Below are 14,550 nucleotides of genomic sequence, written 5' to 3'. Positions count from 1 at the left end.
TGAGACGGTCGCCGGGTCCCGATCCAGTGAATACCGTCGGGGCCAGGCGAATACGGGTGCGGCAGGTAGCTGGGACAGAACTCGCCGGTGTGCCAGGCGCTCGCGACTGTCTCCGGATCGTCGGGTGCGAAACCTGCTCGGATTGTGGGCAGGTGTTCGCGCCAACCGACCAGGCCGGAGTCATCGCGACCCCATACCCGCACCACCAACGTCATGACCGAATCCGCCCAGCTCAGCCGTTCGATCTCGTACACCCCAGTGTCCCAGGATCGTGCCGACAGATGTCTGGTCAGCGCGGACAAAAAGCGCATATCCTAGTCCGCTTGTTCGAAGTCACCGTGCCGGACGGTCGGCAGTTCCTCACCGACGTCGCTGGTGCTGTAGTACTCGTGGCGACCGTTGTTTCCGGTGCCTCGGTTCCGGTCCATGGCCGAAGTCTGCCAGGCGGAATTGCCAGGATCCCTACCCTGAGTCGCAGTGTCGCACCATCACACACAGTGGTCCAGAACCCGGTTTCCGACCCCACAGAGGATCCCCGGTAGCAACTCGCACGTGCCAGCGGGCTTGACGGCCTCTCGACGTGGCGTCCTTCGGATCGCAGGATGGCGCTGATTGGCGGGGTCACCCTTGCGCAGTTCCGCCACTGCGATATACCGGTGTGATCACGTGTTCGACGATCATGAGTTCTCCCGCCCAGAACGGTGAAGCGCAGGATAGGAAGCCCATGTCATGCCGGCTCGAGCAGCATGCGCCTCCAACGAAGCCGGCTTGAATCCGAGCGTTCGAGCCGCAACAACCGCCGGCATCTCCCGGACCAGATCGCGTATGGCCGCCGCCTTCATCGCACGCAACTCAACTCCATGCTTCCTCATCTGTTTCATCAGATAGTTGGCACTGAGCGGCTGGTCAGGGCAGATTCCGGCGAATAAGTAGGACGAGTCAGCGTTGCCTGCAGTGTTGATGTTAGGCCTGGACTGCACATAAAGTCGTAGTATTTCGTCGAACGGGTGGGGGACCTGCACGGGATGATCGCCGAAAAGAATCTCGATCACATCTTCTTTCACCGTAATGTCGTTGAGGGTGAGGCGAACCAACCGAGTGACGGGTTGACCGTAAAGAAGGAAAAGAATGGCGGCAGTGCGACAGGGCAGCGGAATTTCCGTGTTGTCGAGCAACTCTGCCATGAGGTTCAATCGCTTGTCCTGATCGATATCAGGTGATCGAAATACGGTGCTCCCTGGGAGATCGATTCGGGAAACATAGCCGTTGCGGAGCGACCATTTCATGAAGCTTTTCACACGCGTCCGTGTTGTATTTCCTGTAGCGAACCATTCGTCGATATGGGCCTGGCGGCATCGACTCAGCGAAAGCGACCTCTTCTCGAGCCAGTTCAGGAAATTGATCGCTACGGTTGTGTCCTGTTTCGAGGTTCTGACATGGCCCTCCCTCAAGCTTTTCTTGCCGGAGAGTTCCCGCAGCCTTCTCAGGTGATGCCACCGTGCGTACTGCCGAACCACTGTGGTGTGCTCGTCGTTGAGATCGCACGCGTCCATCGTGCGCTCGAGCCACCGAGTATAAAGTTGCAGGTTCGGATCCCTGTATTCGAGGACGCCTAATTTCGTCAAGAGTTGATGCAGGTGCTTGACCTTCGCGTATTCGCCGTAGCTCTCGAATGTCTCATGCTCGATCGGCGACTCGCCGTGAGCCAGACTGCGGAGAACCTGCCGCACATGCCCGTTACGGAGCCAGATCATCGCGCTCATGGGTCGCGGCTGCGCGATGACCGCCTCGTAGAAGGGAGTGAGCTCCTGGCACAGGCTTCCGGACCCGTCGTCCAGGAGAATCGACAAATCATCTGTCACACAACAGCGGACACACATCTGGTGACGAAACAGATGGTCCTCGTTCCCACATCGAGTGCAGTAGAAGCTTCGAGGTATCTCTGCGCAATCCGAACAGATCGGCCGATTATCCGGGTCCAGGCCCGGCAGGAGTCGTTCACGGGAGCATCCCGGGCACATTCCACGTTTCCCGATTGCACGGTGGTAACACCGGCTGCACACCACGCCCTCCGGCCACCGCCAGTAGACCCGAACATGACGATCGCACCGGGCGCATGGAGTAGCTGACATGTCTACTCCGCCGGACGGATCCGTGCCCGCTTCGGTCTGATCGTGCTGTTCAAATCCACTACGCCGCCACCACCACCGCCGCCGGCTGCCGTGGCTCTGCGGCTCGGGGTCGCCTCGATGCGGAACTGGCACAGATCTTCCACCGAGCAGTCGAGCGCATCGCATAGTGCGCCCAGCAGGGCCAGAGACATTCGATCCGGTCGATGGCCGAGCATTCGATACAGCTGAGACGGGGAGAGGTCGATTCCGCGCTCGACCAACAGCGGTATGAGTTCCGAGATATTGTTCAAACCCCGCGCTGCCATAATTTCCCGGAGGCGCCACGAATATTCAACTCGTCGATTCACGGTTCCTCCTTTCGTGCGAGCCCTGTCGGACCGCTCGTCCCGCAATGCGCTCGAAGGCGTTCTGGACAACACGTGTGCGGTAGTCGGATGATACGTGCGTGTAGATCGATGTGGTGCTTGCGTGTTCGTGCCCGACTTGCTCCTGCACGAACCGGGCCTCATAACCGTATTCGATGAGATGGCTGACGTAGGATCGGCGGAGCGAATGAAAGTCGATGCCCGAGGCGAGACCGAGCTCCTTGCGGAATTGGTTGAACGTGTTGGATACCGAGCCCAGTGCGATACGGCTGCTGCGTTCCGTGCACCACAGGGCAGGGTTGTCCTCGTGTGATACTCGGGGTCGAATATCCTCGATCCATTGGACCAGACTCTCGACCGCCCAGTCCATCTCGGGAACGGTCAGGACACTTCGACGCTTCGGTGGGGAGCCTTTCATCGCCTTCCCGTACCGCACGTACAGAACGCCGTATCGGCCGAACGAGGGAGCTTTCGGATTGAATCCGAAGTCGATCGTGTCGAGCATACGAAGTTCGTTTCTGCGAAGTCCCCAGGCGTACGCCACCTTGAGCAGCACCGCGTCCCGAAACGCTGGGATGGCTCCTTTCCTTCCTTGGGTCAGGATGCGTTCGACACGATTGTCGGCGTGGTCGAAAAGGTCCTGAACTTCCTCCCAGGTCAGGGCTCGTTTCTTCGGTCGAGCGATCGCGTCCTGGGTGTGGCGGGCGGTGTTCCATTCGTGGCAGACCTGGGTGGGGTGAGTTCCGAATCGTTCCTCGCATGCTTCGGACCATCCATATGCAGGATCGACGAGATACGCCAAGAACGCCCGCAGTGCCAGTTGATAGCCCAAAAGTGTGCTCTGCGCCAAGCCGTGGATCGCCCGACGCTGCATGAAGAATTCGTCGACATCGGCAGCGGACCATTCCCACGGCTCACTGCCTGCAAAGGCGTGAAAGCGGCGGACGATCGCCTCTCGTGCGTTGACGGTACCGAAGCCCAGATTGCGACTGAGTTGCTGGTTTCGCCATCCGTCGAGCATGGCCTGAAAGACCTGCTCTTCGGGTCGGAGCAGTGCCACACCGTCGGCAAGGTGCAGCGACGCATCCCCAGGTCCACGGCGATCCGAACGACCCATGGAAACCCCCTCGCATTGTGCGCGAAATATTCGCACATAATGCGAATGCGGGTCAAGGTCGCCAGGTCAGAAGGGTGGGGAGGATCCACTGACCGGGTGATATGCCCTCGTGCGAGCATGTGACATCCGGATTCGGCGAGGAGGCGGAGCGCGGCAGACGGGTGGGGAACCCGCAGCTCAGCGCCTGCGTGAGTCGGTCGACACGGAGAGGCTGTCGCGTCCCGCCATGTGGACGTCACGGGTTCGCGTGCCGCGCAACTCGTGACGGTTAATCATGGATAACCCCGATTATCCATCAAGTTTCGGTGGGTAAATGCGGTCTACGAGGAGGGGCCGTCGCTGATGCGCTTCGACGAGTACTGCGGGCCGGCCGGCGCGTCCTCGGTGGCATACCGCCACCCAGATGGTTCTGTCGTCGCCGCGAATCAGGGGCCACCTGCGAGGCACACGTCCGCCCGACTGCGGCGCCAGTCGACGTCCGCCCAGGGCGCAGACATCCGGTAGCTGGGGAGCCCTGGCGCGCCGACAGGCTGTGCGATCGGATCGGTCGCTGGAGCACCGTCATCCGCAGTAAGAGGGCGAGCAAAGTTGCTAGTTAACATAAGAGCGTCCTATCGGCGGGGGAGCGGTGCACGCAGGGCATGCATCGCACGCATGTCACGCACAGCGTGCATTACGAGCATCGCGTGCATCGCCGTTTCGCGGTTTGGCAGATGGCTCCTCGCTGGGGCTCCTCGCTGGGGTTCCTCACCCCGAACAGTGATCGCCTCCACGGAGGCATCCCCGCCGCAAGAGGTACGGCGAGATGGGAGGACCGCAGCTCTCGCAGCCGACAGCAGCAATGCGGATTCAGCGGCCGTCTCCTTGGTGGCTGGTCAACCTCGTGGCGTGCCCACCTGCCGTGCGACATCCTTTGAGCAAGTACCGAGATCCGACCCACCACAACTCCTGTGGGAACCGAGGTGCCCAGGTGCAGGCACCTCGGTCCCGCAGGCACGTCATCACGTTGCTCGGGCGTGGTCCTACTTGATCTCGGTGAGCACGGTGCCCTGGGTGACCGCGGCACCCGGCTCGACCGCCAGGCCGGTGACGACGCCCGCCTTGTGGGCGTTGACCGGGTTCTCCATCTTCATGGCCTCGAGCACGGCGATGAGCTCGCCCTCGGCGACCTCCTGACCCTCGGCAACCGCGACCTTGACGACCGTGCCCTGCATGGGTGCGGTCACCGCGTCGCCCGACGCCTTGCCCGCGCCGCCGCCACCGCGCTTGCGGGGCTTCGGCTTCTTGCGGATCACGCCGGCACCGCCGCCGTTACCGCCGAGCGAGAACTGGCCGGGCAGCGACACCTCGACGCGACGTCCGCCGACCTCGACGACGACGGTCTGACGCGGCAGCGCCTCGTCCTCGTCCTCGATCGGGGCACCACCGGTGTACGGCTCGATGGTGTTGTCCCACTCGTTCTCGATCCACTTGGTGTAGACGTCGAACTTCTCGCCGTCGCCCACGAACGCCGGGTTCTCGACGATGTGGCGGTGGAACGGGATGACCGTGGCCAGGCCCTCGACCTCGAACTCGGCCAGCGCGCGGGCAGCACGCTGCAGCGCCTGCTCGCGGGTCTCACCGGTGACGATCAGCTTGGCGAGCATCGAGTCGAACTGGCCGCCGATGACGTCGCCGGCGACGACACCCGAGTCGACACGCACGCCGGGGCCCGTGGGCTCCTTGTAGACGGTGATCGGGCCGGGAGCGGGGAGGAAGCCGCGACCGGCGTCCTCCCCGTTGATGCGGAACTCGAAGGAGTGGCCGCGCGGGGTCGGGTCCTCGGTGAGCTCGAGCTTCTCGCCGTTGGCGATGCGGAACTGCTGACGCACGAGGTCGATGCCGGCGGTCTCCTCGGTGACCGGGTGCTCGACCTGCAGGCGGGTGTTGACCTCGAGGAAGGAAACGGTGTCGCCCTGCACGAGGTACTCGACCGTGCCGGCGCCGTAGTAACCGGCCTCGCGGCAGATGGCCTTGGCGGAGTCGTGGATGCGCTTGCGCTGCTCGTCGGTCAGGAACGGCGCGGGCGCCTCCTCGACGAGCTTCTGGAAGCGACGCTGCAGCGAGCAGTCGCGGGTGCCGGCGACGATGACGTTGCCGTGCTGGTCGGCGATGACCTGGGCCTCGACGTGGCGGGCCTTGTCGAGGTACTGCTCGACGAAGCACTCGCCGCGACCGAAGGCAGCGACGGCCTCACGGGTGGCCGACTCGAACAGCTCGGGGATCTCCTCGATGGTCTGCGCGACCTTCATGCCGCGTCCACCACCGCCGAAGGCGGCCTTGATCGCGACCGGCACGCCGTACTTCTCGGCGAACTCGACGACCTCGTCGGCGTTCTTGACCGGGTCCTTGGTGCCGGCCGCCATCGGAGCCTTGGCGCGCTCGGCGATGTGGCGGGCGGTGACCTTGTCGCCGAGGTCGCGGATGGACTGCGGCGAGGGGCCGATCCAGATGAGGCCGGCGTCGATCACGGCCTGGGCGAAGTCGGCGTTCTCGGAGAGGAAGCCGTAGCCGGGGTGGATGGCGTCGGCGCCGGACTTGGCCGCGGCGTCGAGGATCTTGTCGAACACCAGGTAGGACTCGGCCGAGGTGGTGCCGCCCAGTGCGAACGCCTCGTCGGCGAGCTTCACGAACTGTGCGTCTGCGTCCGGTTCGGCGTAGACGGCGACACTGCCGTAGCCCGCGTCCTTGGCGGCTCGGATGACCCGCACAGCGATTTCGCCGCGGTTCGCGACGAGCACCTTCGTGATCTGACTATAAGAATGCTTGTGAGAGTGAGTCATCGATCTTCCTTCATCGAGCACAGCGAGCATTGACGAAAGTGACGGGCGTTAGGGACAGCCCGTACCGCATCATCTGGGAGGGAGCGCCCCACGCCTCATCGTCGGCGGGTGCCGCGGTGGCGGGGGGAGCGCCGGCCGCGGCGAACACGATGAGCACTGCCGCGATCTCCTCGGCGGAGAGGTTGCCGGAGAACACGATCGGATCTTGGTGCGGCTCAGGTGCGCCGAGCAGTATGGCCTCATCCAACTGGGCGTCGACGTCGGCCCGTTCCAGCACCGCGGTCACAGCGGAATGTTTCCATGCTTCTTCGGCGGGAGCGAAACCATCTTCCGCTCGAGCAGGCGCAGCGCGGAGACGATCTGACCGCGCGTGTGCGACGGCGGGATCACCGCGTCGACGTAACCGCGCTCGGCGGCGACGTACGGGTTCACCAGGGTGTCCTCGTACTCGTTCTGCAGCTCGAGGCGCAGTGCGTCGACGTCCTGACCGTTCTTGGCGGCCTCGAGCAGGCGCTTGCGGTAGACGAAGCCGACGGCGCCGGAGGCACCCATGACGGCGATCTGCGCGGTGGGCCATGCGAGGTTGACGTCGGCACCCATGTGCTTGGAACCCATGACGTCGTACGCGCCGCCGTAGGCCTTGCGGGTGATGACCGTGATCTTGCCGACGGTCGCCTCGCCGTAGGCGTAGAGCAGCTTGGCGCCGCGGCGGATGATGCCGTTGTACTCCTGCTCGGTGCCGGGCAGGAAGCCGGGAACGTCGACGAGCGTGATGATCGGCACGTTGAACGCGTCGCAGGTGCGGACGAAGCGCGCGGCCTTCTCGGACGCGTCGATGTCGAGGCAGCCGGCGAACTGCGTGGGCTGGTTGGCGACGATGCCGACGCTGCGGCCGTCGACGCGACCGAAGCCGACGATGATGTTCTTGGCGCGCTCGGCCTGGACCTCGAGGAACTCGTCGTCGTCGAGCAGGCGACGGATGACCTCGTGCATGTCGTACGGCTGGTTCGGTGAATCCGGGATGAGCGTGTCGAGCTCGATGTCCTCGGCGGTGAGGGAGTCCTCGATCGCACCCTCGATCGGGTCGCTCGGCGCGAGGCGCGGTGCAGCGGCCTGGTTGTTGCTCGGCAGGTAGGACAGCAGGTCCTTGACGTAGTCCAGGGCGTCCTGCTCGCCGTCGGCGACGTAGTGCGCGACACCCGACTTGACCATGTGGGTGTGGGCGCCGCCGAGGTCCTCCATCGTGACGTCCTCGCCGGTGACGGTCTTGATGACGTCCGGGCCGGTGACGAACATCTGGCTGGTCTGGTCGACCATCACGACGAAGTCGGTGAGAGCGGGGGAGTAGACGTGACCACCGGCCGCGGGGCCCATGATCAGCGAGATCTGCGGGATGACACCGGAGGCCTGCACGTTTCGGTGGAAGATCTCACCGTAGAGACCGAGGGAAACGACACCTTCCTGGATGCGCGCGCCGGCGCCTTCGTTGATGCCGATCAGCGGACGGCCGGTCTTGAGGGCCAGGTCCATGACCTTGACGATCTTCTCGCCGTAGACCTCGCCGAGGCTGCCGCCGAAGACGGTGGCGTCCTGCGAGAAGACGCAGACGTCGCGGCCGTCGATCGTGCCGTAGCCGGTGACGACGCCGTCGCCGAGCGGACGGTTGTCGGCCAGGCCGAAGTTGGTGCTGCGGTGGCGAGCGAGGGCGTCGAGTTCGACGAACGATCCTTCGTCGAGGAGCGCCTGGATGCGCTCGCGAGCGGTCAGCTTGCCCTTGGCGTGAACCTTCTCGACTGCGGCCTCACCGACCGGGACCTTGGCCTGTGCTTGACGGTTGCGCAGGTCGGCCAGCTTGCCGGCGGTGGTGTGGATATCGGGCGTACTCGCCGCCTCGGGCGCGGACGGCTCCTGGACAGTGGTCATGGCCAGTCAGCTTAGCGATCGTCATACAAGGCCGCTGCATCGAGGTCCCGAAGGCCGGACCACCGCTCCGGACCTACCGGCGGGTAGGTGGCGAAGGCCCACTTTAGGCTGTGTACATGGCATCCGACCGGCCCACGACCGATCTCCTCGCCCTCCGCACACCGCTCGACGAGGCGGCGTTGCGCGATGCCCTCGTCGGCGTCGAGCGCGAAGGTTTCTACACACGTCTCGACGTCGTCGCCGACACGGCCTCGACGAACGCGGATCTGCTCGCCGTCGCCGCGACCGGCGACGACCGTCGCGTGCTGCTCGCCGAGTTCCAGCACGGCGGCCGCGGTCGCCACTCCCGCACCTGGAACGGTGTGCCCGGCGCGCAGGTCATCGTGTCGGTCCTGCTGCGGCTGCCCGAGTGCCCCCTGCAGAACCTCGGTTGGCTCCCGCTGTTGTGCGGCATCGCCGCCGTCGACGCTGTGCGATCCGTGACCGGCGTTGCGGCACAACTGAAGTGGCCCAACGACGTCCTCGTCGACGGACGCAAGCTCGCCGGGATCCTCGTGGAGGTCGCGGCCACCTCGCCGGTGCCCACGGTCGTCGCTGGCATCGGCATCAACGCCACCCTCGGACGCGACGAACTGCCCGTCCCCACCGCCACCTCGCTGCTGCTCGAGGACGCCACCGAACTCGATCGCACGCCGCTCGCGCAGGCGCTGCTCGCCGGCTTAGGCGAGCGGATCCGGGCGTGGGCCCGGGCGGGATGGGACACCACCGAACTCGCCGCGGCCTACCGCGAACGATGCGGCACGGTCGGGCAGCGCGTCCGTGCGATCCTGCCCGGCGACACCGAACTGCACGGCGTCGCGACCGACGTCGACGATCAGGGACGGATCGTGATCCGCCCCGACGGCGGGGAAGAGTCCGTGGCGGTCGCTGCGGGCGACATCACACATCTGCGACCGGTCTGAGCACCCTGCGACTGCTCGCATCGGTACAAGACCGACATATGCCATCGTGGGCGGTATGGGATACCCGGAGGACGCCCTCGCACCCGAGGAAGAGTTGCTGCTGCACCGGCATCCGCACTGGAAGTCTCTCGTACTGCCGACGGCCACCTTCCTCGTGTCGACGATGGTCGCCGGTTTCCTGGTGGGACTCGTCCAGGCGCGGCTCGACGGTGCCGCCGCGACCTGGTGTGGCCTCGCCGTGGCCGCGGCGTGGATCGGCCTCGTCGGCTGGCGGTGCGTCCCTCCCTTCGTCGGGTGGCTCACCACGCACTTCATCGTCACCGACCGGCGCGTCCTCGTCCGCACCGGTGTGCTCACCCACACGGGTATCGACATCCCGATGGGCCGGATCAGCAACGTCCAGTTCCGGCACGGCCTCGCCGACCGGATGCTCCGGACCGGCACGCTCGTCGTGGTGTCCGCCGCCGACGATCCCATCGAGTTCGACGACATCCCTGACGTCCAGCAGGTGCACGCCCTGCTCTACCGGCAGGCCTTCGACGCGCAGAACCAGCGCCCCGGTGACCGTCACACCACCCGCTACCGGCGCGACGAGCACGGGCATGAGCACCGCAAGGGGTGGTGACCGCGAGTCGTAGGTGCGCCGACGCGAGTCGTAGGTGCGCCGACGCGAGTCGCAGGTGCGCCGACACGACCCGCCGGTAATCCCGACGAAGCGAACCGCGATCCGTACGCTGGCGTGGTGACTGCCGTTCTACTCGCCGAAGACGACGACGCAATCGCTGCACCGCTGTCCCGCGCGCTGGGACGCGAAGGGTACGACGTGACCGTCGAGGACAACGGTCCGGCCGCGCTCGAACAGGCACTGTCGGGCAGGTTCGAACTGCTCATCCTCGACCTCGGTCTACCTGGGATGGACGGACTCGAAGTGTGTCGCCAGATCCGGGCGAGCCGCTCCGATCTGGCCGTGCTCATGCTCACCGCCCGCACCGACGAGGTCGACTTCGTCGTCGGTCTCGATGCCGGCGCCGACGACTACGTCGGCAAACCGTTCCGTCTCGCTGAGCTCATGGCGCGTGTGCGCGCGCTGTTGCGCCGGCGCGGCGGCCCGGAGAACGACGACATCGTGGACGTCGCCGGGATCCGGCTCGAACGTGCCGCGCGCCGTGTCCTCGTGGACGGCTCCGAGGTGACGCTCGCCAACAAGGAGTACGAGCTCCTGCGTGTGCTGCTCGAGCACGCGGGGCAGGTCGTCTCCCGCGACGCGATCCTCGAGGAGGTGTGGGGCGACGCCGACCTGCGCGGTTCGAAGACGCTCGACATGCACATGTCGTGGTTGCGCCGCAAGATCGGCGACGAGGGGCCGGCCGGGGAACGTCGCATCGCCACGGTGCGCGGTGTCGGTTTCCGGCTGAACACCGACTAGCGTCTCCGGCGTGCGCAGCCGCATCCTCAACGCCGTCCTGGCGACCGTGCTGCTCGTCGCGCTGTTGCTCGGCATTCCGCTGGCCTACACGGCGTTCCTGTTCGTCGAGGACACCGCCCGCCGCGACCTGCAGAACCGGCTCGAACGCATGGCCGACGAGATCATCGCCCAGGAGGGCACCGACGGATTCGTCGTCGGTGGTCTCGACACGAGTTCCCTGCGTCTGCTCGTCCCCACCGACGGGCGGGCTGTCGTGGTCTACCCGACACCCGAGAACGTCGCGGCGCGGCTGGACATCGGCACGCCGGTGCTCGGGGCGTCGATCGTCGAGTCGTTGTCGATGGGGACGTCCGGCTCGCTGCTCATCGAGGTGCCCTCGGAGAGCATGCGAACTCTGCAGCAGCAGGTGCTCGCCGCGGTGAGCCTGCTGGTGCTGCTGTCCGTGGCGGCCGGGGCGCTGGTCGCGGTGGCGACCGCCCGAAGACTCGCCGACCCGCTGCGCGACGTGGCGAACCGGGCGGCCCGTCTCGCCGAGGGCGACTTCCGCCCGGTGGCCCGGCGGCACGGTATCCCCGAACTCGATCGCGTCTCCGACGTGCTGGATTCGGCCGCCGTCGAGATTTCGCACCGCCTGCAGCGCGAGCACGCGCTCGTCGGCGACGTCTCGCATCAGCTCCGCTCCCGGATGACCGCGATCCGGCTGCGGCTCGACGAGTTGTCCACCCACGAGGATCCTGCCGTGGTGGAGGAGGCCGAGGCGGCCATGGCACAGGTGGACCGGCTGACCACCGCGATCGACGGTCTCGTGCGCCAGTCCCGCGACAGCAGTGCCGACCAGCGCACCGACGTCTCGGTGGTCGGCGAACTCACCGGTGTCGTCGCCGACTGGCGCGGTCCCTACGAGGAGGCGGGACGGGAGCTGGTGTTGCGCGGCGATCCGTCGTTGCGGGCGGCGGTGACCGGTTCGCGGTTGCGTGAGGCGGTGGCGGTGCTGGTCGACAACGCGCTCGTGCACGGAGGAGGCACGTGCACGGTCTCGGTGCGGCAGGTCGCGACCCGCGGCGACGTCACGGTGTGTGTCGAGGTGGCCGACGAGGGAGAGGGTGTCAGCGACGAGGTCGCGCCGTACGTCTTCGACCGCGGCTTCTCCGGGGGCGGGTCGACCGGGGTGGGACTGGCGCTCGCACGTGCCCTCGCGGAGGCCGACGGCGGTCGCCTCGAACTGCAGCGACGCCGGCCGGCACTGTTTGCGCTGTTCCTCGGCGCGCCCCGCGATCGGGACACCTGTACGCCGACCGGCACGCGCGAACCCCGCTAGACCGTCTTCCCGTCAGGAGCGGTCGAGCTGCTCGCTGGGCTCGCCCAGGGGAGCGTCCGGGACCATCTCCTCCGGAAAGACGAACTTCTTGAAGCAGTAGAAGCGGAAGATCATCTGCAGCAGGTTGCCGATGATGTACGCGCTGACGAAGTCGGCGATGTTCTCCGTCGCGAGGCTCACCTCGGGTACGCGCAGGTCGAAGACGTAACTCGAGATCCATAGCGGGATGAACGAGAGCACGACGCCGATACCGCTGACGAAGAAGAACAGGAACGCCTCGTGGGCGCGCTCGCGACCGCCGCGATTACGGAAAGACCATTCGCGGTTGAGGATGTACGAGCAGATCACCGCGACGACACCGGCGATGATCTTGGCGGTCACCGGCTTCTCGGACAGAACTGTGAGCTTGAGCGTGTAGAAGATCGCCGAGTCGATCACGAAGGTGGTGCCGCCGACGATAGCGAATTTGATCAATTCGCGATGCCGGAGCAACAGCCCCCGGAAAGGCTGGGGAACTCTGCTCAACGCTTCATCGACGATTGTCACTTGGAGAAGTGTACGAAACGAAGAGGTGAATTTCCGAAACCCGACCGCACATGTCGGCGTTCCCACACCGCTGGGCGGGCCGGTGGGAGGTCCCTCGACGCTCGGCGGGGGAGCAGCGGAACGACGTCACGACATGCTGTGACACCATGGACAGCCGTGACAGGCAGACCTGAATCGTCCCCCAGATCCGATACGCCCCGCACCCTGACGACGGGCATGCCGGTCGTCACGATGATCGGTGGTGGACAGCTCGCGCGGATGACCCATCAGGCGGCGATCGCGCTCGGCCAGACGCTCCGCGTGCTCGCCGGGAGCGCCGACGAACCCGCCGCGCAGGTCAGCCCGAATGTGGTGCTCGGCAGCCATGACGACCTCGACGCCCTCCGCCGCGCCGCGACCGGCGCGCACGCGCTGACCTTCGATCACGAGGGTGTCCCGACCGAACATCTCGAGGTCCTGCAGCGCGAAGGCGTCGCGGTGCTGCCGCCCCCGCAGGCCCTGATCTACGCCCAGGACAAGATCGCGATGCGCAAGCGGCTCGGTGAGCTCGGCGCACCGATGCCGAAGTTCGCGGAGATCACCTCCGTCGAGGATGCCCGCGCCGCCCTCGACGCGCTCGGCGATCCGTACGTGCTCAAGGCCGCACGCGGTGGCTACGACGGCCGTGGCGTGTGGATTCTCGACGACCACGCCGAACTCGAGCGGGTCGTCGCCGACCAGCTCGCTGCCGGTGTCCCGCTCCTCGCCGAGGAGAAGGTCGAGTGGACGCGCGAGCTGTCGGCGATGGTCGCGCGGTCCCCGTTCGGCCAGGGCGCGTCGTGGCCGGTCGTCGAGACCGTCCAGCGCGACGGCCAGTGCGCCGTCGTCATCGCACCCGCCCCGAACCTGCCCGAGGACGTCGCCACCGCCGCCGAGCAGCTCGCGCTGCGCATCGCCGGTGAGCTCGGCGTCGTCGGTGTCATGGCGGTCGAGCTGTTCGAGACGCGCTCCGGTGAGCTGATCGTCAACGAACTGGCGATGCGTCCGCACAACTCCGGTCACTGGGGCATGGACGGTGCCCGCACCGGCCAGTTCGAACAGCACCTGCGCGCCGTGCTCGACTACCCGCTCGGCGACACGAGCCCGATCGCGCCGGTGACGGTGATGGCGAACGTGCTCGGCGCGCCCGAGGCGCCGGCGATGAGCATGGACGAGCGACTGCACCACCTGTTCGCCCGGATGCCCGACGTGCACGTGCACCTCTACGGCAAGGGTGAGCGCAAGGACCGCAAGATCGGCCACGTCAACGTGCTCGGCGCGCCGTCCGGGTCGATCGACGATCCCGAGTACGTCGCCGCCGTGCGCGAACGCGCGGAACGCGCGGCGCACTGGCTCTCGCACGCGGTGTGGACCGACGGTTGGAACGAACACACGGGAGAAATCGGTGAGTGACGTGGCACAGGGTGCACAGGTCGGCCTGATCATGGGCAGCGACTCGGACTGGCCGACCATGCAGGCCGCGGCCGAGGCGCTGGTCGAGTTCGGGATCCGCTTCGAGGTGGGTGTCGTCTCGGCGCACCGCACGCCGCAGCGGATGCTCGACTACGCCAAGGACGCCGCCGGCCGCGGGATCAAGGTCATCATCGCGGGCGCCGGCGGCGCCGCCCACCTACCCGGCATGGTCGCCTCGGCGACCCCGCTGCCGGTGATCGGCGTTCCGGTGCCGCTGAAGTACCTCGACGGTATGGACTCGCTCCTGTCGATCGTGCAGATGCCCGCCGGTGTCCCCGTCGCCACCGTCTCGATCGGCGGCGCCCGCAACGCGGGTCTGCTCGCCGCGCGCATCCTCGGTGCCTCCGATCCGGCGCTGCGCGAGCAGATGGAGAAGTTCCAGGCGGGTCTCGAGCAGATGGTGCTCGAGAAGGACGAGGCGCTGCGGCAGAAGCTGCTCGGCTGACGG

At 66.4% G+C, this 14,550-nt stretch carries 13 protein-coding genes; 6 read left to right on the top strand and 7 right to left on the bottom strand.

Translation table 11 applies throughout. The features are described 5' to 3' along the window. Positions 1–677: 677 nt before the first annotated feature. The 6 genes from RBB84_RS11730 to RBB84_RS11705 form a co-directional block, all read right to left on the bottom strand. Positions 678–1,763 carry a hypothetical protein gene (locus RBB84_RS11730; RefSeq protein ID WP_268966357.1) on the bottom strand — a complete coding sequence of 362 codons (1,086 nt, stop codon included), beginning with the start codon at positions 1,761–1,763 and terminating at the stop codon, positions 678–680. Positions 1,764–2,134: 371 nt separating this feature from the next. After that, positions 2,135–2,479 (bottom strand): helix-turn-helix transcriptional regulator, encoded by a 345-nt coding sequence (locus RBB84_RS11725; protein WP_039583914.1) that lies wholly within the window; start codon positions 2,477–2,479, stop codon positions 2,135–2,137. After that, complete coding sequence (locus RBB84_RS11720; RefSeq protein WP_037217518.1) at positions 2,463–3,614, bottom strand: tyrosine-type recombinase/integrase; 1,152 nt, start codon at positions 3,612–3,614, stop codon at positions 2,463–2,465. Before RBB84_RS11720 ends, RBB84_RS11725 begins: the two co-directional genes overlap by 17 nt. 1,022 nt (positions 3,615–4,636) lie before the next feature. Continuing rightward, positions 4,637–6,436, bottom strand: coding sequence for an acetyl/propionyl/methylcrotonyl-CoA carboxylase subunit alpha (locus RBB84_RS11715; protein WP_350247497.1), 1,800 nt, complete (start codon positions 6,434–6,436; stop codon positions 4,637–4,639). A 10-nt stretch (positions 6,437–6,446) separates the two neighbouring features. Beyond that, a complete protein-coding gene (locus tag RBB84_RS11710; protein WP_350247496.1) occupies positions 6,447–6,722 on the bottom strand; it encodes an acyl-CoA carboxylase epsilon subunit in 276 nt (91 codons plus the stop codon). Further along, positions 6,719–8,359, bottom strand: a complete 1,641-nt coding sequence (locus RBB84_RS11705) for an acyl-CoA carboxylase subunit beta (protein ID WP_019288520.1) — start codon at positions 8,357–8,359, stop codon at positions 6,719–6,721. Before RBB84_RS11705 ends, RBB84_RS11710 begins: the two co-directional genes overlap by 4 nt. Before the next feature lie 116 nt (positions 8,360–8,475). Between RBB84_RS11705 and RBB84_RS11700 the strand changes: the two genes are divergently transcribed. The 4 genes from RBB84_RS11700 to RBB84_RS11685 all read left to right on the top strand — a co-directional run bounded on the left by RBB84_RS11700 (position 8,476) and on the right by RBB84_RS11685 (position 12,065). Next, positions 8,476–9,321, top strand: a complete 846-nt coding sequence (locus tag RBB84_RS11700) for a biotin--[acetyl-CoA-carboxylase] ligase (protein ID WP_033097197.1) — start codon at positions 8,476–8,478, stop codon at positions 9,319–9,321. A gap of 55 nt (positions 9,322–9,376) precedes the next feature. Next, on the top strand, positions 9,377–9,946 hold the full coding sequence (locus RBB84_RS11695; protein WP_033097086.1) for a PH domain-containing protein: 570 nt from the start codon (positions 9,377–9,379) through the stop codon (positions 9,944–9,946). 117 nt (positions 9,947–10,063) lie between these two features. After that, positions 10,064–10,747: a response regulator transcription factor gene (locus RBB84_RS11690; RefSeq protein WP_024101522.1), complete on the top strand. Its 684-nt coding sequence runs from the start codon at positions 10,064–10,066 to the stop codon at positions 10,745–10,747. 10 nt (positions 10,748–10,757) lie between these two features. Continuing rightward, complete coding sequence (locus RBB84_RS11685) at positions 10,758–12,065, top strand: HAMP domain-containing sensor histidine kinase (protein WP_006550186.1); 1,308 nt, start codon at positions 10,758–10,760, stop codon at positions 12,063–12,065. A gap of 12 nt (positions 12,066–12,077) precedes the next feature. Here the strand turns inward: RBB84_RS11685 and RBB84_RS11680 are convergent, their stop codons facing one another. Beyond that, complete coding sequence (locus tag RBB84_RS11680; RefSeq protein WP_024101520.1) at positions 12,078–12,611, bottom strand: GtrA family protein; 534 nt, start codon at positions 12,609–12,611, stop codon at positions 12,078–12,080. A 156-nt stretch (positions 12,612–12,767) separates the two neighbouring features. Here RBB84_RS11680 and RBB84_RS11675 point away from each other — a divergent pair, with 156 nt between their 5' ends. Beyond that, positions 12,768–14,042, top strand: coding sequence for a 5-(carboxyamino)imidazole ribonucleotide synthase (locus tag RBB84_RS11675; protein WP_033097087.1), 1,275 nt, complete (start codon positions 12,768–12,770; stop codon positions 14,040–14,042). 31 nt (positions 14,043–14,073) lie between these two features. Continuing rightward, complete coding sequence (gene purE / locus RBB84_RS11670) at positions 14,074–14,547, top strand: 5-(carboxyamino)imidazole ribonucleotide mutase (RefSeq protein WP_050993434.1); 474 nt, start codon at positions 14,074–14,076, stop codon at positions 14,545–14,547. Positions 14,548–14,550: the final 3 nt, after the last annotated feature.

The sequence above is a fragment of the Rhodococcus sp. D-6 genome, assembly GCF_040256695.1.
GTDB lineage: Bacteria > Actinomycetota > Actinomycetes > Mycobacteriales > Mycobacteriaceae > Rhodococcus > Rhodococcus pyridinivorans.
This window is presented reverse-complemented; position numbering and strand designations above follow the sequence as displayed.

Coding starts and splice junctions, on each gene's coding strand:
- purE (WP_050993434.1), top strand. CDS start 14,074: ATGGGCAGCGACTCGGACTGGCCGACCATGCAGGCCGCGGCCGAGGCG.
- RBB84_RS11730 (WP_268966357.1), bottom strand. CDS start 1,763: ATGAGCGCGATGATCTGGCTCCGTAACGGGCATGTGCGGCAGGTTCTC.
- RBB84_RS11700 (WP_033097197.1), top strand. CDS start 8,476: ATGGCATCCGACCGGCCCACGACCGATCTCCTCGCCCTCCGCACACCG.
- RBB84_RS11720 (WP_037217518.1), bottom strand. CDS start 3,614: ATGGGTCGTTCGGATCGCCGTGGACCTGGGGATGCGTCGCTGCACCTT.
- RBB84_RS11695 (WP_033097086.1), top strand. CDS start 9,377: ATGGGATACCCGGAGGACGCCCTCGCACCCGAGGAAGAGTTGCTGCTG.
- RBB84_RS11715 (WP_350247497.1), bottom strand. CDS start 6,436: ATGACTCACTCTCACAAGCATTCTTATAGTCAGATCACGAAGGTGCTC.
- RBB84_RS11705 (WP_019288520.1), bottom strand. CDS start 8,359: ATGACCACTGTCCAGGAGCCGTCCGCGCCCGAGGCGGCGAGTACGCCC.